This is a genomic window from Nitrospirota bacterium (assembly GCA_016214845.1).
Classification (GTDB): domain Bacteria; phylum Nitrospirota; class Thermodesulfovibrionia; order UBA6902; family UBA6902; genus SURF-23.
In genome coordinates this window covers 18,695-41,843 of record JACRMS010000037.1, presented here as the reverse complement: position 1 = coordinate 41,843, position 23,149 = coordinate 18,695, and the positions used below count along the sequence as shown (strand labels likewise).

General features: G+C 46.3%; 17 protein-coding genes. 4 read left to right on the top strand and 13 right to left on the bottom strand.

From position 1 onward, the window contains the following. Positions 1–124: 124 nt before the first annotated feature. From HZB61_13930 to HZB61_13895, 8 genes are all read right to left on the bottom strand, one after another. Entirely contained in the window at positions 125–739 is a 615-nt protein-coding gene (locus tag HZB61_13930) for a SagB/ThcOx family dehydrogenase (GenBank protein MBI5057709.1), read from the bottom strand. Positions 740–839: 100 nt separating this feature from the next. Next, positions 840–3,002 (bottom strand): hypothetical protein, encoded by a 2,163-nt coding sequence (locus HZB61_13925; GenBank protein ID MBI5057708.1) that lies wholly within the window; start codon positions 3,000–3,002, stop codon positions 840–842. A 27-nt stretch (positions 3,003–3,029) separates the two neighbouring features. Beyond that, complete coding sequence (locus HZB61_13920) at positions 3,030–3,803, bottom strand: cytochrome C (GenBank protein ID MBI5057707.1); 774 nt, start codon at positions 3,801–3,803, stop codon at positions 3,030–3,032. Between the two features lie 16 nt (positions 3,804–3,819). Next, positions 3,820–5,040, bottom strand: a complete 1,221-nt coding sequence (locus HZB61_13915; protein MBI5057706.1) for a hypothetical protein — start codon at positions 5,038–5,040, stop codon at positions 3,820–3,822. Between the two features lie 124 nt (positions 5,041–5,164). Further along, complete coding sequence (locus HZB61_13910) at positions 5,165–5,515, bottom strand: hypothetical protein (GenBank protein ID MBI5057705.1); 351 nt, start codon at positions 5,513–5,515, stop codon at positions 5,165–5,167. Positions 5,516–5,965: 450 nt separating this feature from the next. Continuing rightward, complete coding sequence (locus HZB61_13905; GenBank protein MBI5057704.1) at positions 5,966–6,364, bottom strand: DUF2934 domain-containing protein; 399 nt, start codon at positions 6,362–6,364, stop codon at positions 5,966–5,968. A gap of 297 nt (positions 6,365–6,661) precedes the next feature. Further along, complete coding sequence (locus tag HZB61_13900; GenBank protein ID MBI5057703.1) at positions 6,662–8,374, bottom strand: hypothetical protein; 1,713 nt, start codon at positions 8,372–8,374, stop codon at positions 6,662–6,664. A 128-nt stretch (positions 8,375–8,502) separates the two neighbouring features. Then, a complete protein-coding gene (locus HZB61_13895; GenBank protein ID MBI5057702.1) occupies positions 8,503–10,290 on the bottom strand; it encodes a phosphoenolpyruvate carboxykinase (GTP) in 1,788 nt (595 codons plus the stop codon). 243 nt (positions 10,291–10,533) lie between these two features. On the opposite strand from HZB61_13895, the gene HZB61_13890 reads away from it, so the two are divergent. From HZB61_13890 to HZB61_13880, 3 genes are all read left to right on the top strand, one after another. After that, complete coding sequence (locus HZB61_13890) at positions 10,534–11,586, top strand: hypothetical protein (protein MBI5057701.1); 1,053 nt, start codon at positions 10,534–10,536, stop codon at positions 11,584–11,586. Positions 11,587–11,704: 118 nt separating this feature from the next. After that, entirely contained in the window at positions 11,705–12,472 is a 768-nt protein-coding gene (gene truA / locus HZB61_13885; protein MBI5057700.1) for a tRNA pseudouridine(38-40) synthase TruA, read from the top strand. Positions 12,473–12,597: 125 nt separating this feature from the next. Continuing rightward, positions 12,598–14,343, top strand: a complete 1,746-nt coding sequence (locus HZB61_13880; GenBank protein MBI5057699.1) for a diguanylate cyclase — start codon at positions 12,598–12,600, stop codon at positions 14,341–14,343. A gap of 3 nt (positions 14,344–14,346) precedes the next feature. On the opposite strand, the gene HZB61_13875 is transcribed toward HZB61_13880, so the two are convergent. Continuing rightward, positions 14,347–15,708, bottom strand: coding sequence for a YchF/TatD family DNA exonuclease (locus tag HZB61_13875; protein ID MBI5057698.1), 1,362 nt, complete (start codon positions 15,706–15,708; stop codon positions 14,347–14,349). A gap of 318 nt (positions 15,709–16,026) precedes the next feature. On the opposite strand from HZB61_13875, the gene HZB61_13870 reads away from it, so the two are divergent. Beyond that, positions 16,027–16,695: a hypothetical protein gene (locus HZB61_13870; protein MBI5057697.1), complete on the top strand. Its 669-nt coding sequence runs from the start codon at positions 16,027–16,029 to the stop codon at positions 16,693–16,695. A 23-nt stretch (positions 16,696–16,718) separates the two neighbouring features. Here HZB61_13870 and HZB61_13865 read toward each other — a convergent pair whose 3' ends face one another. The 4 genes from HZB61_13865 to HZB61_13850 form a co-directional block, all read right to left on the bottom strand. Continuing rightward, complete coding sequence (locus HZB61_13865) at positions 16,719–17,258, bottom strand: O-acetyl-ADP-ribose deacetylase (GenBank protein ID MBI5057696.1); 540 nt, start codon at positions 17,256–17,258, stop codon at positions 16,719–16,721. Between the two features lie 21 nt (positions 17,259–17,279). Next, complete coding sequence (locus tag HZB61_13860; protein ID MBI5057695.1) at positions 17,280–17,678, bottom strand: HEPN domain-containing protein; 399 nt, start codon at positions 17,676–17,678, stop codon at positions 17,280–17,282. Continuing rightward, on the bottom strand, positions 17,675–17,992 hold the full coding sequence (locus HZB61_13855) for a nucleotidyltransferase domain-containing protein (protein MBI5057694.1): 318 nt from the start codon (positions 17,990–17,992) through the stop codon (positions 17,675–17,677). Before HZB61_13855 ends, HZB61_13860 begins: the two co-directional genes overlap by 4 nt. Positions 17,993–18,064: 72 nt before the next feature. Further along, the gene (locus HZB61_13850; GenBank protein MBI5057693.1) at positions 18,065–23,053 is read right to left on the bottom strand and encodes an AAA family ATPase; all 4,989 of its coding nucleotides are present in this window, start codon (positions 23,051–23,053) and stop codon (positions 18,065–18,067) included. Positions 23,054–23,149 lie beyond the last annotated feature (96 nt).

Sequence of the window (23,149 nt, the reverse complement as noted above, 5' to 3'; positions counted from 1 at the left end):
TGAAAAACTATTCAAAGGTCGATATCTCATCACGGCAAATAGTTCAAATCAGGTTATGCTGCCTTGGCAGGGTCAGCGGGCTACAGGCATAAGGCTGAGCGGGACAGGAAAGTGAAATGGTCCATCATTTCATTCTCCCCACTGGCATTATATAAAGCGGATGTTCGCTGTCAGACATCTTCAAAACATTTTTTACCTTATCATCATAAAAGGCCCCGATGACTACTGCTCCAATCTCCAGCGGGACCGTTTGCAGAAAAACATTCTGGGCCGCGTGGCCGGTTTCCAAAAATACATACTGTACTCCTCTATCGCCATACTTTACTGTTGTTCTTTCATAAACAGCAGAGAAGACTATAACTGCCGCGGCATTCCTGACCGATGGCTGGCCGAGGGCTGCATTGCTCAATTCCATTCTTTTATCGCCATCTGCGACTCTCACTAACTCATGCTTATTCGGGTTGTACCTGTAAGCTCCATCCGGCAGGTCATCCACATTCCCTGCGGCAACATAAACCTCAAGCGGATAGAGTGCCCCTGCGGAAGGCGCTGTCCTTAGGCCCCTTGAACCTGTAGTCCCCTGTGCGGCCCAGAGAAGCTGCGAAACTTCTGCAAGCGTCAGCGGGCTGTCCTTAAAACTCCTGACCGACCTTCTTTTAAGTAAGGCTTCTTCGATAGAGATTTTACTGTCATGTTTCGGTCCAGGGAGCTTTATTGTTTCCGGCCCGGGTCCCGGCATAGTTTCTGTCATTCCCTTTGCCTGCGATAATGCAAACGCCTGCATAATGCAGAGCATAACAACATATGTCACGAAAACATACTTGCCCGATTCAATCACACTACTGTCTGGGGTTGTATCCTCCTCCCGGCTGCGGATCGTAGTTAGTTGCATCGCGTGTTCCCGAGGGGCGCGGCTGGCTGCTGCGGTCAGCCTGGCCGCCAACACCATTGGCCTGCAGGTTGTCGTAGGAATCCCTGAGGAGTTGGATGTTATATCTAAAGTTATGGACTGCCGCGGACGGGTTCGGCTCGCCTACCTGGGTGGTTGCCTGTGAGGGCAGACCTTTGATCACAAAGTTCAAATTGAATGCTGCCTTGTGGGTTGGGAGCGTCCATGCTGTAAAGTTTGTAGTGAATGTTCCGTCTGTGAAAAAGTAAGGGTATTTGAGATCATTATAGAAAACGCCATTGGCCTGGAGAAGGTCCTTCAACTGAATCGAGAGATTGGCGATCTCCACCGGGATCCCCTCCACAATTCCATTACCGTCGTAATCATTGACAGGATCAAGCACGGTATCACGGAAATTGTCGAATTCACCGCTGGAGTTTGTGGTAGGCACCCTGCCGTCGTGGCATGCAGCGGTGTTGCAGGTCGCGCTGTTTACCACCACGTCATCATCTGAGACCGGCTTCCATGTATGGCCGCCGACATCTGCCCTGCTGCCTTCAGCCATATGACAGCCGATGCAGTTGGTCTGCTGATGTTCAACCACCGCTCCATATAGCTTGCCGGGGTATTCATAAGCGTTTCTCCCCCAGAGCATTGCGCCGGTCCCGAGATAATGCTCGTTTAAAAAAGTGCCGGTCATCGTGCCGTCTGACGCAAGTCTTCTCTTGAAAAGAGTAAAACCTGATTCACGTCCCTGGTGGCAGAAAACGCAAATGGTAGCATTGCCTGTTTCGGCCGGGACAGGGGTGTTGTCAAGAAATACATTCCCTGAGAACGTCAACGCTGCCGCAGTTGATGAAGCTGTTTCCTCATACCTGGTCATTACCACAGGCTTCCGGGTGTTCTTTGATTGTCCCTCAACATTGGTATGCGCGTCATGGCAGGTTATGCATATCACCGGTTCATCGCCAAAGATGACAGGCGCTTCTGATGTGCCCTGAATGTCATCCTGATGGGCGCGTGATCCCAGGCCATTATGGCATCTGAAGCATTTGAAGTTGTTGTTCCCGGCGTTTTGTGTCGTATTGGCCGGACCGGCTGTTACGAATTTGGATATCGCCATATCTATAGGATATGAGGACTTGTGAGAGGTGTCGACGCCGGGGATGTAGAATGTCGGATTAGCGGAGAACTCGGCAAAAGGTGCAGCAAACCGATCGCCATGCCCGGACTGGGTCCACTGGGTATAGATATCACTCTGGTGCGTGGCCCCTCCGCTGTTCTTGTATGTCCCCACAGTGTGACACGAGGCGCAGAGTTTCTCAACACTAAGCTCGTTGTTATTATTGACGACGTTTGTAGCATCAATGACTCCATTGGCTTCAACAACTCCGTTAGCTTGAAAGATAACAGGTACAAACTCTGTACCGGCGCTGTCCTGCGCCCCTGCGGAATTTACAACGAATTCTCTGAAAACGGGGTAGAACACAGGATCAGTCCGCTGAGGGACCCTCGTCATGGCCTGCGGCTGATGTGCATCGTGACAGGAGGCGCAAGATACCTGTGGGGCCTGAAGATCGTCAATGGCGGGCTTGACCATATTCCCGGCGGTATCGAACACGAACTTCTGGTTTGGATTATGACAGCGCGAGCATTCTTCGATGTGTTTGCCGGTGTCAGCAGAGGTCGCTATTTGAGAGAAGGTCTTGTCCGGAGTCAGATTGGAATTGCCGTGTGTTGTGTCAAGAAAAGCTGTCTTGTCTTCAGCCTTGCTGCCGTCATGACAGGTGAGGCACCTTGCAGCCTGCGGCGCGGGATACGGCATAGGACCAATCCCCCAGTGTAAGCTCGCGCCCCCGTGGCAGTTCTCGCATTGCACACCCTGAACTGTAGTATGCGTGGTAGCGGCCCATGCAGTGGCAATGGATGTGCCTGTGATATCTTTGGTGAGTGCATGACAGTTGTTCGTGCAGGTTTCAGAGCCAACCTCGGTCGGTACAGCAATCGATCCCTTTGCGCCTGGTTCTTTGCTGCCGCTTCCGCAGCCATTGACGAGTAATGCGGCATAAGCTGAAATTACGATCAGCGTAAATATCCTGAGCTTGTTGAGCATTTTATTATCCTCCGTTTAACAGTGTTATTAAGGTACTGTTATATGACATTTCCTACACGACCTGCTATCACTTGCGTTGCGGAGCCTTCCGGATATCCTGCTCCAGTTTCCCGGATGCGGATTTGCCCTTAGACCGCTCGCCGCACTGTGACATTTCATGCAGACATCTCCTTCAGGATGACATGCCTGGCATGAAGCGAGGTTCTTCCTTGCTTCCCTTGCATGTGATGAAGACCACTCGTGCTTTGGAAGGAGGCTGTTTGGATGACATGTCTGGCACTGTGAAGTGTTAAAGATTGAATGCTGCGGGCCGCCCGCTTTCACATCACGCTCCGACCATCCCCTCCTGTGGGAAAGGACTCTCAGGTCAGTGCGGTTGAACTTGTCGTGGCATTCATTGCAGAACTTGTTGTAATCATGGCACCGCTTGCAGGTCCCCGGATCATCAAACGACTTGATGGGATGTATCTCCCGGAAGTCACTCCTGTGAGACCTTGGCTTATAGTCCGGCCCTGAATTCGAGGCGTGGAGGTCCCGGTCTATTCCGCCGCCTTTATGACAATCAATACAGAATGATTTCTGGTGGCACTCATCACAGGTCCTGGGTTTCTTTTCTGCAAGCAGCCGGTGCTCTATCATCCACATAGAGCTGTGGTTGGGGCTGACATCATTAACTATGTGGCATTCGTTACAGTATTTTATTTCCATCCCCGTGGAATAATCCGTATGACGGGTGACTGCCCACGAATAACAGGTCATAATGTGAATGAAGATTATGGCGAGTACGGTCTTTTTTAACACACGCTCCTCCTGTATTTTATAATTGCCAGTTCAGGGCAATTCTCCCCAGAAGATTATGTTCAAAGTTTTCGTTGATATTAGCTTCTAATCTGGCATCTAACGAGGTCTTTGGGTTTAATATCCACTGTCCGCCTGCCCAGTAACGCTGCGCATAGTCGTCGTCCGCATTATCAGGCCTCTTGTAGGTATCATACTGGGCGCCTGCGGAGAGGAGCAGCTCTTTACGGAGTTTGTAATCTCCATAAACCTCAACCCCCCAAAGATTTCCGCCGTAGCCGTTTCTGTAATCAACAGAGGCGCTGATCAGGAATTTGTCATTTGGATTGAAGTTTGCCCCGGCAACATAAACGTCCGCCGTTTCACTGTCTTCATACAACTGCTTCACATATGAGGCAGACAGGACCAGAGGGGTGTCTTCAAGGCTGTATTGTGCGCGTATGTAGTATTCCTGATATTTATCTACTGCAAAGACACTGTAGATAGAGGTTGAATCAAAAGTAGGGTAGTAGTGGTAGAACTCTGCCTTTATCATAAGAAAACTGATAGGGAAAAAGTCGACCCCGACGGTTGCTTCGTCAAAGGCCTCAGAGAGCCAGTCGTATCTCAATTCAGTGTAAGGGCTGAGCAACTTATAATGGTATCTGGCATTCAGCCCGAACTCTTCCCTGGCACGTTCCCCGTCATCATACTTTCTTACATAACTTACACCTAACTGCGCAGACTCAACTTTCTCAAGAAATATGTCAATTCCTGTGAAGTAATTGCCAAGCCTTGAGTGGTCGGAGTCAAGCGAGTATGTCACGTCTGTGCCGCCTGAAAGTGTTATCCCTATGTGGCCGAGGTCGCGTATTTCAACAGTCAATCCGTCTATCATTGATGACCCGGCTGTAAAAGACACGAACTGCCTGCCAAAACGGATGGAACGGTCCTCTTTTGGGGCGTAGTCAAAATAAAGGTAGTAAAGCCTCCCCGAAAGATCGTCGTCTCTGGTCCTCCCCCCGCTGAAATCCTCCCACAACCTGCTATAGCCTGCTACGCGATATTTCTTGCCTTCAGGGCTGTAATTGAATCTCAGATATTGCGCAAGAATAGTCTGGTTGTCATTAAGAAGGTCGTCGCCCCATAAGAATTGTGTTGATCCGTCAAACGTGAAAGGTTCAGCTGCAGCAGCAGGGGAGATAAAATACACTGAAAAGATAATTGCAATAAAGAGTGACCGTCGCAGGATGTTTCTCATCCATGCTCTCCTGTTTTTGTGTCTCCAGCCCGGCAAAAAAATCGTCAAACATTTTCTCCAAATATTAAAATCATTCTCATCTTTTCAAAGGGCGGTGGCTGTTCCGTTTATTGCCGTCAGCTTGTTACTCCGTGTGTTTTTTTAACGACTTGATATAAGCGACCATATCTTTCATCTGGACTGAGGACAGATCTAATGCCTTGCCTTTAATAGCGCCCTCGATACATGAATTCACTGCCTCCTCAAGACTCTTCTGGGTATGGCCCATAATTTTAAACTCATGTTTGTCGCCGGCTTTATCCAGGCCTTTGCCATCCGGATGGCAGGAGTTACAGGATTTTCCGGTAGTAGCGCCGGCAAACTTTGGGTCATTGAAAAGTGCCTTGCCCTTGGCTGCATCGCCCGTTGCATGCGCCAAAGAAAAAAACAGCCCATAAACTGCAATAAACAGCAATACTACTTTTAGTATTTTCAATCTTTGCCACCTCCTTTATTAACTACTCTGCGTTTCTCTGATAATAAGCAAAGCGTAGCATATATTTTTTAAAAGTCAATAATTGAAATGGTAAAAAAATGGGTTTGGATAGAGGTGTTCCCGGCATATAAAAAGAGTTATAATAGATTAAGAGATAAGCTTGCGATCCCCTGGTGTAGATTAAGCCTGAGAACCAAGCAAATCGAATAAGGGCGCGGGAGTCGGATGCGGTGAGCGGTTCCCCGAAGTTAAGGCGGAAACGCCTGAAGCATCTGCCGAAGCACCCCGCATTTAAAAAGAGCTCAAGAGTCTGATCACCTGGGGGCATCGCACAATACGTATAGAGCCATCTGAAGGCAAGAGTCACGCTGATATAGTTGTGACAGATGTTGGACGTACCTACCGCAGGCTTGTCCAGGGAAGTGTGCCTGAAGATGACTCTATTTTTTCTTAGAAATACTTTTCCCTGCTCTTCTGACCTGTTTTCTTTGGAGACAGTTTTTTACCTTTTGCGGCAGCTTTCTTTGAGGGCCTGATTTTTTCTGTCCTTATCGCGATGTCTTCTTTCGTGCCAAGGGCCGGGCTATGGACCTCCATCTCCTCAACTACGGTCGCAAAATCTTCTTTTTCCCGTCTTGCGAACATTGGAGCTGTTCCTTCAACCTCTTCGATAATCCCTTCTTCCGCAAAGATCTGTTCTTCTCCTTCGGGCTCCTCTATGTCCTGGCTGGCATGTCTTGTCAGCACTATCCTTTCAGCGTCAAGCCAATTCTCAAAGTCCCTGCCGTCAACGCCGCTTTTTTTATAGAGTTCATACGCGACCTTCGCTATTTCTTCGTGCAAGTTCATTTCTTACCTCCTGACTGATCATTTGTAAAAAATATAGCACCGATTGCAGCGCAGTTCAACTCTGCACAAATAAAAGGGGCTGGTTTTATCCAGCACTGATTATCTTAATCGTACGGGAAAGCTATTTAGTGTTTGTCCATAAATTACCTGTTTTCAAATTCGTCATGCCCGAAATCCTTAATCGAGCATCCAGAACATATTAGAAAGACTGGATTCCCGCTCAACAGACTGCGGGAATGACGATTCAAGGTTCGAGTTTATGGACAGACTCTGTTTAAGGTTGGGACGGAGTGGGTTTTACAGGGGACTTGTTTCCGTAATCTTCCATATCAGCTCAAAATTACAGATTATGACCAGCGTGTTGCCGGAGCTGTCTTTCACGATCTCGCCTTTGCTGTTGACGGCCAGGAGAAGGTCATTGAGTTTTAACAGTGAACCGTCATAGTTCACGTCCATGAGATTCTCTTTTACCTTTTTCAGCAGCATCCGGCATTGGGTCTCATCGATGAGCCCTCTTTTGATTGCCTTGGAAAGATCTACGGGAACATACAGCGCGCCCTTCTGTTCGGCAACCCATTGATCGGGGCCGTTATAGTAACCCCGGATGGTGATGTAGTTGTGGTTTTCCTGCAGGATGGGATTGCCTTCCGGGTCTAAAATATTTTTGTGTGATTCGTATTTCCTGATGTCCGCTGACACCTCGATCTTTGAAGTGCCTGTCATGTATATCGCCCTTACGTAGACACAGGGTATTCCGAGCTGGTTCAACTTGAGGGCGATGGAAAATTCCTCAAAGGGGCTGTTTATGCCGAACTTGAGTATCTTCGGATTATATCTCTCTCCCTCTTCATCCGGCATCTCGCCGACCCTTGAAGTTTCCCAGACAAGATGAATATTGTCCTTCGTGATTGTATAAAATATGTCCTTGTTCTCGGACAATCTGATGGAAGGGGTTTTTCTCCAGCGTTCGGGGAGGAAATAGTCGAACAGGCGGGCGTTATTTCCGACAACCCAAAGATGCCCGCCTGTGCTTTCCGCGTGTCCGTAGATATAAGGCTCGCCGAAGATCTCCATAGTGGTCAAATGATCAGGCATGGGAGTCGGGATGAAGCGGTCGCGCTGATCATCGAGGTAGGAATGCCTTCTGGAATCCTTGACCTCATCCTCATGATGAGGAGTGCGCAGGAGGAGTTCATAGTCAACCAGGGAATATTTTCCTATATTGATAAGATTGTAGAGGTAGTATATTTGTTCTTTCGCGGAATCTATGGTCTGCGGCTGTCCTATTTCAATAATTCGTTTTGTGTCCTGCTCGCTGATGATAATATGCTCAGGTTTCATGTCGGCGACTAAATATCCCTTTTTATCAAGGTCTGACATGACCAGCCTGTTGAGCGTTTTGAGATGATGCACGCGCTCGTAATCGTCTACATTTATGTGTACAAAGACTTCCGGGAGATTGTGCCCTTCTATCCATTCATAGATCATCTTGTACTGTTTAAGGATATCGATGTCTATGCCGGGATGTTTTGCGCGTATGCGGTTGATCTTCGCCTTGGACCTGCCGCTTTGCCACATCTGCATTTTGTCCGGCGGGACGTATATGACCATTGGGCGCTGAGTGTTTATTCTCAGTTCTCTCGGGCCGTATTGCCCTTCCCTCATCTCCATGACCAGGGAAAACTCCTCCCACGGGCTGTTGAACTCTGCGTCGCAAAATTCCTGTAACGTATGAGTGTCCAGAGGGACGTCCTCTCCCACGCGGCAGTTCTTGACAACCAGGTCAAGGCTCACGCCGTCCACTTCCTTTGTCGGCAGTCTGTGCACAGAGCCTGTGCCTTTCAGCCTAACTTTGTGTGCGTTGAACCAGTCTGCTTCATACCAGTTCGGAGTGTCGAAGTGCTTCAGATATTTCTCAGCGAACCTTGTTATATAGAGGTCCCCGCCGTCACTGGTCTTAACGTGGGCATACACCACGCCCAGCACATTGACCAGCGTCTTTTTTTGCATATTAAAATTCATATTGGTCGATCAGCCACGAATATCTCGAAAATTTAATTGATGTCATTCCGGCTTAATCTGAATCTCTCATTTCTTTTGTTAATTCGTGTCTATTTGTGCATATTCGTGGCAAAAAACTATCCAAGGCGCTGTATGAACTCACGGAGCTGCTTCCTGAGTCTTTCGGGCAGGCGGTTACCGAAGATTGAGAAATGGTTTTCGATGTCGGGTATCTCCGACTTCCATGCATTTATGTCTATGCTCATCAGCTCTCTCATGTCCGCCGGGGAGATATCAAGTCCGCTGAGGTCAAGGTCTCCTTCATTGGGCAATAAACCTATGGGAGTATTTTGGGCCCCGACCTTGCCGTCAACGCGCTCGCACATCCACTTCAGCACGCGGCTGTTGTCGCTGAAACCGGGCCATAAAAATTTGCCGTCCGCGCTCTTCCTGAACCAGTTGACATAAAAGACCCTCGGGGCTTTACTGCCAAGCCTGTCTCCCATATCAAGCCAGTGATGGAAATAGTCGCCCATGTTGTAGCCGCAAAACGGCTTCATTGCAAAAGGGTCGAGCCTGAGGTTGCCCACTGCGCCGATATTCGCCGCGGTTGTCTCGGATGCGGCGGTAGCGCCAAGAAAAACTCCGTGGTCCCAGTTGTACGCCTCATGCACCAGCGGCACAACATCAGTGCGGCGTCCGCCGAATATAAAAATGTCGATAGGTACGCCCTCCGGCTTTTCCCAGTCTTTGCATATTGCAGGGCACTGTGATGCCGGAGCGGTAAAACGCGCGTTCGCATGGGCCGCTTCTTCGGTGCTCTCAGGAGTCCAGTCACGTCCTTTCCAGTCGATAGCGTGTGACGGCTCATCTCCGTCCATGCCTTCCCACCAGACATCTCCGTCGTCGGTCAGGGCGCAGTTCGTGAAAATAACATTCTCCTTCAATGTATCCATTGCCATAGGGTTTGTGCTGTATGATGTGCCGGGAGCTACTCCGAAAAAACCGTTTTCAGGATTGATGGCATAAAGACGCCCGTCCGGGCCGACCTTCATCCACGCGATGTCGTCTCCGATGCACTCGCATTTCCAGCCGGGTATGGACGGCTGCATCATCGCCAGGTTTGTTTTACCGCATGCAGACGGGAACGCGGCCGCAATGTGGTATTGTTTTCCCGCGGGATTTGTCAGCCGGAGGACCAGCATATGCTCAGCCATCCAGCCTTCACGTTTGGCCATGGCTGAGGCAATGCGCAGGGCCAGACATTTCTTCCCGAGAAGCGCGTTACCGCCATAGCCTGAGCCGTAAGACCAGACAAGGTTCTCTTCAGGGAAGTGACTGATGTATTTTTTATCAATGGGCGCGCAGGGCCACCTGGTGTCTTTCTGCCCTTTTTCAAGCGGAGCGCCTACAGAATGCAGGCATGGGATGAATTCACCGTCAGTGCCCAACAATTCCAGAACCTTTGAGCTTACACGGGTCATAATGTGCATATTGACGACCACATATGGACTGTCTGATATTTCAATGCCGATCTTTGAGATGGGAGAGCCGATAGGCCCCATTGAAAAAGGTATCACATACATGGTGCGTCCCTTCATGCATCCTTTATAAAGGTCCAGCATGATCTTCTTCAGTTCCCCGGGACCGACCCAGTTGTTTGTCGGGCCTGCCTCTTCCTTTGACGAAGTGCTGATATATGTACGGTCTTCAACTCGGGCCACATCGCTGGGGTCAGAGCGGAAGAGAAAACTGTTGGGGCGTTTCTTGAGCGGAATGGCTATGCCGCTTTTAAGCAGCGTTTCGATCATTTGATTATATTCTTCCCTGGACCCGTTGCATATATAAATATCGTCGGGTTGACAGAGCGCTGCCACTTCACTAATCCATCTGTTGAGCTTTTGGTTCTTCACGGTAACATTCATAATTTTTCTCCTTGGACCCTCTATCGCCCTTTTCTAAAAAATATTATTTATTCGGGAAAAAGCCTTGAATGAGTTCTGACTGTTTTTACGCACTTAAATTATATAAGTTGCCTTATAAAAAAATCTATACAGCGGACGTCAGCAGACGCTCCATGGACCACCCCTGTCCGGTTAAAGATTTTCCTTAATTTTCCGTATAGATAATCAAGGACGTAGATGAAATAAACCCAGGGAGGGCAAGAAATGAGAATTGACAATTCAAACATATTAATGTCATCCGCGCATTCGCAGGTTAAGCGGCATGAAAAGAGCGAAGACCTGCGCATGTGGACCGGCGAGCAAGGTCCCCGGACTCCTCAAAACTCTCACCATGTAAAAGACAATATCACACTGACTGAGGATGCCAAAAACCATCTTAAGAAAAGTCATGATATTTCACAAGCTGATGAAGACCTTTCAACGACTGACACAGACAGCAACCTCCTTGTTGCAAAACTGATCGTCGAGGCGCTTACAGGCAGAAAAATAAATATAACAGACCTCGCAAAGGTCTCTGACGGACAGGACGCGGAGACATCAGAAGAGACGCAAGAGGCCGGACAGGAAGTCCAGCAAGCGCAGGGCCAGGGATGGGGCGCTGTCTATAACAGCTCCGAATCTTATTACGAATACCAGGAGATGTCCTTCAGCGCCGAAGGCGTTATAAAAACAGCGGACGGCTTGGAAATTAAATTCTCCCTTGAACTGAAAATGCAATGGGAATACTCTTCGCAGCAGACAATTAACATAAGGGCAGGGGACGCGGCCTTGACCGATCCGATCGTGATCAATTTTTCAGGAGCGGCAGCAGACCTGAGCAGCACGAAGTTTGACTTTGACATCGATGCTGACGGAGATGACGACAATATCTCATTCGTGAAACCCGGCAGCGGCCTGCTCGTCCTTGATAAAAACAATGACGGCAGGGTCAATGACGGGAAAGAACTCTTCGGCCCGCAAACCGGAAATGGTTTCGGTGAACTTGCTGAATATGATGAGGACAAAAACAACTGGATCGACGAGAATGATTCAATCTTTGAACAACTCAGGTTATGGACCAAAGATGCTGAGGGAAATGACAACCTGAACACACTGATAGAAATCAATGTGGGCGCGATCTATCTTGCAAGCGCAAATTCAACATTCGACTTAAAAGACAGCGGAAATAATCTCAACGGGCAAATCGCGACAACGGGCCTGTTTCTGAATGAAGACGGAACACCGGGCACAGTCCAGCAGGTAAACGTCGTAGCGTAAAGTATCTTTAATTACAACGAACCCCAAAAGGGCTGGATTTCTCCAGCCCTTTTTTATCACACTGATTTAAAGAATGCTTTCATGGTCAATCAAATATCTTTTTGTTAATATAACAGCCATGAGACACATCAAAATTACAGTGCAATATGACGGGACAAATTACTCCGGCTGGCAGGTGCAAAAAAACGGGACCGCGATACAGGGACTCCTGGAAAAAGCGATATACATTATCACCGGGGAGCGGTCAAGGGTCAACGGGGCGGCGAGAACTGACGCCGGTGTTCACGCGTTAGAGCAGGTAGCGGTTTTCAAGACAGGATCTCTTCTGAAACCTGAGGTTTTCCTGAAGGCTTTAAACGGCAATCTGCCCCGGGACATCAGGGTGATAAATGCCGGAGAATGCGGGCATGATTTTCATCCGCGCTACGACGCAAAAAACAAAACGTATTCGTATATCATTTCAAGGACAGGAGCTTATTCCGTGTTCCTGGAAAGATATTCATGGAACATGCCGTACAGGCTGAATTGTGAAGCGATGAGCGAGGCCGCGAACTATCTTGTCGGAGAACACGACTTTGCCTGCTTCCGCGCCTCGGGATGCAGTTCAAAACATCCTGTCAGGACCATACACAATATAGAAATATCTGATCTGCCATTCGTAGAATTTATCGGTTTCAAATTCGACGCGCCTGTTATAAAAATAAGCATACAGGCAAACGCCTTTCTCCGCCATATGGTAAGAAACATTGCCGGGACACTTGTCGAGATCGGCCTGGGCAAACTTTCTCCAGCGAGAATGAAGGAGATACTTGGATCAAAAGACAGGGGCCTTGCCGGGCCGACAGCGCGGGCGTGCGGGTTGTTCCTTGAAAAGATTGAATATTAATTGTCTCCGCGATTATCTTCTGAAAACATAGAGCTTCTTACAAATGAAACCGAAAAGTGATATATATACTTTAAGATGCATTTATTAATTCAGACAGATCAATTTCACTTTCCCGGCAAACTATCATGAGCGAGACTGAAAACATTAAACCCACCGGTATCAGTTTTAAAAAGTATGTTTGGATTATAGTAATAATCTGGACAGCGGGACTGTCTGCTTCCCTAATTTGGAATTTACTGAAAGCAAGGCAGGACACTTTGGAAATGGCAGTCATTCACGCCAGAGAGTCCTACAAAAAAGACATTATCTACCGCCGCTGGGCAGCCATGCACGGCGGGGTTTACGTGCCAGTTACTGAAGAGACACAGCCCAACCCCTATTTATCGGAAATTCCTGAACGCGATATCATGACCCCGTCAGGAAAGATGCTGACCTTGATGAACCCGGCTTATATGACACGCGAGGTCTTTGAACTTGCGGATAAGGAGCATGATGCGCATGGACACATCACCAGCCTGAGGCCCATTAACCCTAAAAATGTCCCTGATTCCTGGGAGGCCGGGGCGCTGCGGGCCTTTGAGCGCGGTGAAAAAGAGGTCGCTTCTGTAGAATTCATTGAGGGAGAAGAGGTCATGCGTCTGATGCGGCCCCTGATTACCACGAAAGAATGCCTTACCTGCCATGCTAAACAAGGATATAAGGCAGGGGATGTCCGCGGCGGGATCAGCGTTTCAGTCCATATGAAGTCTTTGCGCAAAACCGAACGCATGACCGGGTCCAGACTGGCGCTGTTTCACGCCGGCATATGGATTACAGGCTTGTTTGGGATAGTACTTTCTTCCGCACGATTGACCCGGAGCGAGAAGAAGCGTCAACTTGCTGAGGCGGACCTGCGAAAAAAACAGTCCGACATGATGGTTCTTAACAATATCTCTTCAACAATCAGCAGTACCATTGACATAGACGAACTACTCTCCATCATCCTTCACACTGTCACGGAATTTGATATATTCGATGTTGAGCGAAAGGGCGGGATTCTTATTGTTGAAGGAGACAAGATGAAACTTGTCTCGCACCTCGGACATCCTGAGGGCTTCCTGGACCTCCACAAAAATATAAAAGTCGGCGACTGCCTTTGCGGACTTGCTGTCAGGACAGGAGAGATCATTATTTCAAAGAATTCCGAACATGACAGCAGGCATACAGTCAAGTACCGCGGTATGGCCCCTCACGGGCATATCATCGTGCCTCTCAAGGCCAAGGATAAAGTCGTTGGGGTATTGTATCTTTATCTCAAGGCTGACTTCGATATAGAAGATGAGAAGATAAATTTACTCGCATCAATAGGAAACCAGTTGGGGATTGCGATTGACAATGCAAGGCTCTACGAAGAGACAAAGAGATTATCGCTCCATGACCCTCTTACCGGTCTTGCCAACAGGCGCTTTATGGAGATAGTGATGTCGAGGAACTTTGCCCACGCAAGACGTGTCGGCGAACATTTTTCCATTATCATGCTGGACCTGGATCATTTCAAGAAATATAACGATACCTACGGGCACACTGCCGGGGACAAACTGCTTACCGATCTCGGAGACCTGATACGGGGGGACATAAGAGAGATCGACCTTGCCGTCAGGTATGGCGGAGAAGAATTCCTCATCCTGCTTCCCGAAACAGAGCCGTCGCAGGCCCATGAAATAGCTGAGAGGATACGGTCTGCTGTTGAGGAAAAGCTTGGAGCTACCATAAGTCTTGGGATCACCTCTTACACTGCTGGGGTGCAAACGGAAAAGGAGCTGATCGATAAAGCGGACAAGGCCCTTTATCAGGCAAAACATAAAGGCAGAAACAGGACCGAAATTATTTAATGACTAACCGACCATGTCAAAATCCCGGATCCTTAATTCCACGCCGAGTTCTTCAGCAAGCCTTGCGCACTTGTCAACGTCAATTCCCGGTATCTTGACCACGCTGACTTTGACTTCCGGGATGATCTTCACCGCTTCCTTTACAAATGATAAAACTCCCTTGAACGCGCCTTTGATGGAGGGCCTGCAGATCTTGTCATATTTTTTCTCATCCTCCGCGTCAAGGCTGATGGAGATACTGTCAACGATGCCCTGAAGCTCCGGGAGTATATTCTTGCCGTGAATGAGATTGCCCTGCCCGTTTGTGTTTATCCTGACCTTCCCGCCGTTCTGCTTTACCCATGCGGAAACTTTTTTCACGATATCGAGTCTCAAAAGGGGCTCGCCGATCCCGCAGAAGACGATCTCTTTATACGCTTTAGGGTCTTTGATGGCCTTAATGACCTGAAGCGCGGAAGGCTCTTTTTCAAGACGCAGGTTATGTCCTTTAACATAACTCGTGCGTGACTTGACGCAGAAGCCGCATTTGTTCGTGCACTTATTTGTAATATTAAGATAAAGCGAATCCCTTATCTGGTAGGCTATTTCCCCCTGCCCCGCTATCTTCCCTATCTTAAAAAGCCTCATCGCGTTAAGCGTCGTGATCCGGAACAGGTCCTCTGCGGTTATCCCCCTGATCTCCGCTATTGCCTGCGCGGTATATCTTAAAAAAGACGGTTCATTCCTTTTGCCCCTCATAGGCGCAGGGGCCAGATAGGGGGCGTCCGTCTCTATTAGCAGGAAGTCATCCGGGATGAATGCGACTATTTCCCTCAGGGTCTTCGCGTTTTTAAATGTGACCGGCCCAGCGATTGAAAGATAGAAGCCAAGCTCCATTGCCTTGTGGGCCATTTCAATGTCGCCGGAAAAACAGTGGAGCACCCCGGTAACATTGCTTGCCTCTTCACGAAGCACACGGATGGTGTCGTTTTTTGCCTCCCTGCTGTGGACTATGATGGGAAGGTCTGCCTCCCGCGCCAGGCCTATCTGCCGCCTGAAGGCCTCGATCTGCACGCCCTTGGGGGAATGCAGGTAATGGTAATCAAGTCCGATCTCTCCCACCGCTATGACCTTCGGCTGTTTTACCCACTGCATCAGTTCATTAAATAAAATGTCATCGAGTGTCTTTGCGTCATGGGGATGTATGCCTGCTGCGGAATATATATGCGGATATTTGCGGGACAGTTCAAGGCCTTTGATATTGCCCTGCCAGTTGGAGCCTGCGTTTATTATGTATTTTATTCCCGCTTCTTCAGCCCGTTTTAAGGCCTCGTCCCTGTCACTGTCGAACTCCTCCATCTCAAGGTGACAGTGGGTGTCTATCATCTCGACCTTCAATCTTTCAATTATCTCCTGAGAAAAATGTAAATCTTTTGTGGTAAATCATATACTGTCTGGAGCGCATTGGACTGTTTTTATGTTAGTGGAAAATACAGGATTTTGTCAAAGCCTGCCGCAGATGACGCAAAAAAGAAATTTCAATCCACAGATTTCGCAGATTACACAGATTAAAAAAACTTTTGCGAAAAAAGCTGAGGCATGTAAGAGTAAGGATGGATTTAATTTAACTGTCTCTGTGCTCTCTGTGGTTTTAAAAGACTAAAACCGATTGACATAATTTTCTTTCATTGATAAAGTTTCAACGTGGAAAACACAATACGTGAAAAGAAATTCTCTGCCGAAGCTGCAATAAAATTCGGGTGGGACACGATGAAGAAAAATATAGGGTTCTTTATCGTGTTTCTTATAGCCGCCTTTCTCATTGAGAATCTCCCGGTGATAATTGCAAATATCATGCGTGAGAACTCCCCTGTTGTAAGTACCGCGTTTTATCTTGCGAGCTGGGTCCTGGGTTTTTTGGTGCAAATGGGTTTTATAACAGTCGGCCTTAAATTCTGCGACGGCAAAAAGCCGGAGATCGACGATCTCCTTTCCTCCTTCAATTTATTGCTTACCTTCATCGCCGGGTCTGTTGTTTATTACCTGATCATTATCGGGGGGATCTTGTTATTAATTGTTCCCGGAATTATATGGGGGACCAAGTTCAGCCTTTTTCCATATTTCGTCGTCGATAAGGGACTCGGCCCCATAGAGGCGCTTAAGGCAAGCGGCAAAGCCACTGAAGACGCGAAATGGGACCTGTTCTTATTCGGATTATTGCTCGGGTTAATTAATCTGATCGGCGTACTATGCCTGCTCGTCGGCCTCTTTGCAACACTTCCGGCCTCCCTTGTGGCTTCCGCTTACGTGTACCGTAAACTTACTGCCAATATTGAAAACATCGGGACAAAGCAGCCGGAATACAGTATTTGAAATAACTTTTTCCCCGTTACTCGTCACCCGTTACCCGTCACTGTTTTTAAATTTCTCTCATAAACCTCAAGGTCCCTTTGCCCGAATAACACGAAACGGACAACCTCAATATCAGAATGTTCCTTGAGGTATGCAACCGCAGTTTTCAATGCGATCACCGCCGCATCTTCGAGCGGATATCCGTACGCTCCGGTACTGATCGATGGGAATGCGATGCTCCTGATACCCTTTGATGAAGCCAGCTTCAGACAGTTGCTGTACGCGTTACGGAGAAGGTCAGGTTCACGATGCAACCCGTCCCTGTAAACCGGTCCCACTGTGTGGATCACATATTTGGCCTTGAGATTTCCCCCTGTCGTTATCACGGCCTCGCCTGTCTCGCAGTGTCCTATTTTTATACATTCCTCAAGGACCTTCGGCCCGCCCGCCCGATGAATAGCTCCGTCAACTCCTCCTCCCCCGCGAAGAGTTTTGTTCGCGGCATTTACAATCGCCTCCGTGTCCTGCTTTGTTATGTCGCCTTCGACAAGGGATAATGTGCTTTTGTTGATTTTGATTTCCATAAATGAAATCCTTCCCGGACTCTATCTTTTCTTAATAAGATATTCTTTTATAACTGAGACAAAATTCTTGGCCTTCGGCAGCATTTCGTCAACATCATCTTTTGTAACTTCAGCCTCTTCCATATAATCGCCCTTTTGTCTGAGTTCAAATGCACGGTGCAATGTCTTGGACATGTCTTTATTGAGTATTCCTGATTTAATAAATTCCTTATCAAAAAGAGAAATCGCTCCCATATGTTTTGAAGTCCCGAGTTGTCTTTCCTGTAATAAAGCTAATACCGCGTAAAACATCGCATAATACAGTCGGTTCATAACAGCACGCAAACTCATGCCTTCATTAAGAAGCACCATAGCTTCATCCATTGAATCATCTGCCTGCTTGAGCCTGTGTCTTATGAGTGCAAGTCTGTCTTCGGTCATACACTTACCCCTTCACGATAGACATTTTTTATAAAAACAGACTCCCTCAGAGGACTGTTTTTTAAAGTATCAAGGCTTATCGCAACAGGTATAATAATTATGTCTTCAGGAAATCCTGCTTCCCATGCGCAATCGCTTATGTACTTTTCCGTTTCATGATCAAGACAATCAACGACGACAAGTACATCAAGGTCTGACTCTTCAGTAGCGTCTCCTCTTGCCCTTGAGCCGAACACCCTGATCTCGTGGACTTTTACTTTCTGAAATACAAGGGTTTTAAAATGCTCTATTACTTTAAGGTCTTTTTTGTGCATTTAAATCACCTCAAATAAATTATATGAACGAACAGACAAATTATACATCTTTCTTATATGAATTTCGCCCGTTTATCTTTTAGCCTTAAATCCATGCTTATGAGTAGTCTTCCAGCATCTGCTCATATGTTCTCTCTGTTTAGGAGTAATTGCTTTTCCCTCTTTCAATCTATTGCTGATATCGCTTGCAAATCCCCACCAGTAGTCGCTTATAGACATGGTTTTCTTACCCCATTCGGAAATCTCAAGCCACACTTTCCAGTTAGTAGACAGTGGAGGAATTTTGTCCCTGTTAAATGACCTTGTCTGGCTTTCCTGTGGAGTTAAAGTAAACGTAGCGTTTTGAATTGGAGAGAAATCTTCTTTCTCTGTTTCGTCATTGTCTGTTATTTTCACATCTTCCTTGATTGGTTTATCTTTAAGATTGTCAGTAGGTGATGCTACAATGCGTTTCGAGCGCTCTTTAAACAGAACCGGTTCAATTCCCTCTGCCACAAGAAGCTGCCATAAGCTTTCTAAAGATTGTTCCTTGTTGCGATAAAAGGTGCTCCCGCTGATACGCCAGAATTTCCATCCTGCGCGACGCAACTGGGCTTCCCGTCGCTGGTCATGTTCCCATTTGTCCGGCCCATGGTAACGATCACCGTCACATTCTACGGCGAGACGATTATTATTTCCTTGTATCACAAGATCAATTCTATATTGAAAGTCGTTAGGTAAGGGCTTAAATTGAGGGATAACTTTGTATCCCCTTTTGATTATTCTAAGTCCAACTTCCTTTTCAAATTCAGATTCTGCTTCCCGTTCCAATATCTCAAGTCCTGCTTCCATCTCAGCTAACGGAGGATTCAGATACCAATTGAGCAATTCATGGCGGACGCAATTGCTGTTTCTTATATCATCCAGTCTTACAGAGTGAAATAGAAATACCTGGTCTCTTGCGCGGCTTGTGGCAACATTAAACCTTTGACGGTCAGAGTCTTTAGTTAAAGCTGAAAAAACTGCATTTGGAGCAATTACCATGGACAGAAACATAACATCTCTTTCGTCCCCCTGAAAGGCATAGGCATCACCGCATATAATCTTACGTTCTTCTCTCTCTGTTTCATCAATATATTGAGCAATCAAATCGGAAATATGCTTTGCCTGTTTTTCTCCAAGCAGTGATACAACCCCCATTGTGCGCTTCCTGTTATTCTTTCCACCGCTTGCATACCGCTCATCCTTGCAGCATGTTACAAGCATGTCTACTAATGCCTCTGCTTCAGGCTCATTAACATCGTTATTATTCTTAAATCCATTATTGACAAAGACAGTTGTAATAGGCGGATTGAGCATTTCATCAGGATTGGGTTGACGCAATGGCTCAAGCCTGCCTGCATAACTTGGACATAAATGGTTGTTGAATTCAATTATCTGGGGCACGCAGCGAAAATGCTCTGTAAGCAAAGTTCTGTCCATACGCGGGATAGCTTTGGCGATTTCATATAGGCTGTTATCAATGTAAAACGTCTCCTTATATGGAACATCAGAAAGAAATTGTTGTATTAGCGCAAAAACCTTATCTCTTTCAACCCCGACATTTGAAGGACTTATTTGTTCCGGGTCACCTACGACCAAAATCTTTTTCGCTCTGAAAAGAACCGACAAGGCTCTCAAGTCACATTGACTTGCTTCATCAACTATAATGACATCAAATACTCCCGGTTCCGCAGGAAATGATTGAATAACCCTATGAAGCGGCATAATCCACGCCGGAACTGCTCCTACAGCATCAAGCATTGCTTTAGCAGCAGCAGCAAGCCAACGCTGAGCTTGTTTCCCTGTTCCCTTGCCATACTTGTCCATTGCATTTTTCCATGCAACTAATGCCCTATAGTGATGGTCTTTCACATTTTCAATCTGCCTCTGCCAAGTTCTTTCCTTTACAAGTTCAACTATTAATTCCTTCTCTTTTCTTCTGGCGCGTCCAAGTTTGGTTTGAAGACTTTCAACGCTTTCTCTGCTATGGAGTTTGTTTAGCCATTCATTCAGACGTTTCCATCTCCATGCTGTCTTCCAACCTTTCTCTAAAGCCTCCTGCCCTATATTTTGTGCCTTCTTTTCAAGAGACGCACACCATAAAGGCGCAATTATTTTTAATCTTCCTGATAACTGTTCAAGTCGTTCGGCTTTTTTATGTAACTTTAGTAGACGTGTAAGTTCATTAAATGTTTCCCGATATTTCTCCAAATCCTTGCTTATCACAGATGATGCGAAGTGAGACCATAGCATGTGGGCATCTTTTTTTATAGCCTCTATTGTTAAGAATTGAAAATATCCGTTTAAATCTTTTTCGATTTCATTCTTCTCAATTTCTGCAAGCCGGCAATTCAAAACCTTTAGAGCACATTCCAACACATCCTGTTTATATAAGCCTTGTTGACAACATCCTTGTGACATCAGGGTATTTTTTATGTCTTCAAAATAATTATTTCTCCAGTCAATCGGGCAACAGAGACGTTTGATCCCTTCATCAATTTCAGTAAGAGGCATTGCACCCGTAAGAGTTAAATCCGTTCCGTTAACTGCCTGAATGGTCTGCCCCCAAATAGTTTTTATTTTTCTCAGACAATTATGATATGAAAAATACGCCCTTACTGCGTTTATTCTTTCCTCTGTTTTGAGATGATGACCATCAACCTTAATTGACCTGTAAATCAGCTTCGCCGGTTTAGACAATAAAAGTTGATTAATAAAGTTGGTGGGCTTTCTACGATTGAGACCGTCAAGAGCAGCCTCGACATCCAAAGCATTAGGTAAATCCTGTGTAATCTCTATTTCATACCCTTGAAATGACTGATATGCCTGCCACGCTGCTTCTCTCAGTGAACGGCACTTATCAAGGAAACTCTGCCAGTAATCATTTTGACGACCTTCAAGAATTATAAATTCCAATATCTTCTGCTGCCATGCAAGTGACGCATCCTGAAGGGATAATAATGCCTCCTCCAATTTCTTGATAGTACTTTGAATATCATCGTATTGAGACTGATAAAGTTTCTCATCCCATCCATTGCGAAGTTCTTCAGCTTCATCGAATATAGCTGAAAGAGACTTCCATCTTAAAATTTTCTCAGAAAACTGCTCAAAGTTTAATAAAGATTCAGGCAACGGGAGATATTGAGCACATGACTTTCTGTCTTCAGGAGATATTTCTTTCAGAAGACTGCACATATCAAGAATTTCATCTTCATTAAGCGGAGGCTCAGCATTCTCAAGGAGCCTATCAGGAAACCATGCATAGTCTCTTTCGTTTTCTGAACATTCCTTAGCAGCTTGCACCGCACTGAAAGATTCACTATCTATCCGGATCGTAGAAGCATCCAACTCTACCCAGTCTTTAACCTGATTTCTGAGATTTGCCTGTTCTTCTCTCGTAGATCTCAATTCATCCTTAACTCGTTTAATTCTTTGCTCAATCACTGTGCTGGCTTTCTGTGCAAGCCGTTTGCCTATTGCATCAACTGCTTCATTGAGTTGTCTTTTGGCTTCTGTGTCATTGCCTAATTGACTTACGCAAAGGCTTTGTACTTCAGGAGGGATTTGATCACGTAATACCTTCAGAGCATTTTCTGTCTGGCTTGTAACAAGAACTCTCTTGCCCTGAGCCAGTAATGAGCTAACCATATTTGCGATTGTATGACTTTTGCCTGTCCCAGGCGGTCCCTGCACTAATGCGCCAAAGTGATTTTTTAATTTCTTGACAACATCCTCTTGCTGTTCGTTGTATTCTTTGGGTAATAGCAGTTCGCCTTCGTCCTCATCAATATTAATGTTATGGTCTGCATAATCTTTCGGATTGGGTAATTCCTGAGAATGCGAGTCGGCGATAAGCGATTTAATAAAAGGTGGTATGTCAGTATTGTTATAAACAGCCTCTGCAATCTTTTTGGCGTCATCAACCCACAAGCGTAGCATTCTTTCACGAACAACAATAACAGGCGCATTATAAATGACCGGATAATTTAATGCAGGCGGTTTTGACGTCAATTCATTTAAATATCGATTGGATATCTCTGCGGGTTCATTGCTGATAAAACCGGTAAATGTAGATGCAAAGCCCCTCATTTGATTATGACTCCAGACATCGGGCGGCAAGTCATTATTATTGGATTTCAGAACAAATTTTATCAGTTCATCTTTAGAAGGATATTCAAGATTCTGAAGGCATTCCATGTCTACTTTGGTAGGGATAGTCTGACTTGGTGTCAGAAAGATATGGCGACGCTCAGGGTCAAAGTTAAGATTCATAGATGTAAATATCAGAGGATGGTAAACAGTATTGCCTTCACTATATCTCCACGTTAAGAAAACATGTCCCCAGATAATTTCGACACGATCTCCCTCAACACTGAGTCTTTGGTGTAGAGAAAATAATTGATCGTATAGCTCATTTGCCCTGAATAGAGGCAATACCCGCTGCGACCACAATGTCCATTGACCTGATATATAGGAGTCAAGCGCTGTCACTCTTGACAGATTATCTTCAAATTTTTCTTCAGATTTCTGCTCCGGGATTATCGACTGTTCTTCGTCATCAGACTTTAACTCCTTAAGCCAGCCATTCAATATTTCCGGAATGCCTGGCATTGGTCCTTTTTTAGATGCCTTCCATTCCCTAAGTACTTCTTTATACTTTTCAAAAGCATCAACTCGTATTTTATCGGTATCAAAAGAAATGATTTTTTGAAGAGAGGGCTTGGGTGATGGCTTCTTGTTCGGATTAATTGATAAATTGATCCAGTCTTTCAACATCTCCGGCAAATCCGGCGGCTGGTCGTACTGTCTTTTTATAACGGAAAGCCATGCATCACTACCTATGACTTCCCCTATTTCGTCTTCTGAGACATCGCCCTCAGACTCGAATTCTTTAATCTTACATTGCTCGGAATGTATAAGGTCTGCCTGCCACCACAATTCAGCCTTGTATTCAGAAACATCGCGTATTACAGGCAAGTCAATACTGTAAACCTGACTGATGTAGCTGAATAAACGATATGCCTTATCTTTTAGAGACATAATCTGATCCCGGGTTATTCCCTTTCGCCATTTCTACTCCTCATTAAGGATAAAGATTTCAGGGATGGAAATCAATTGGAAAAACACAAAAGGTAA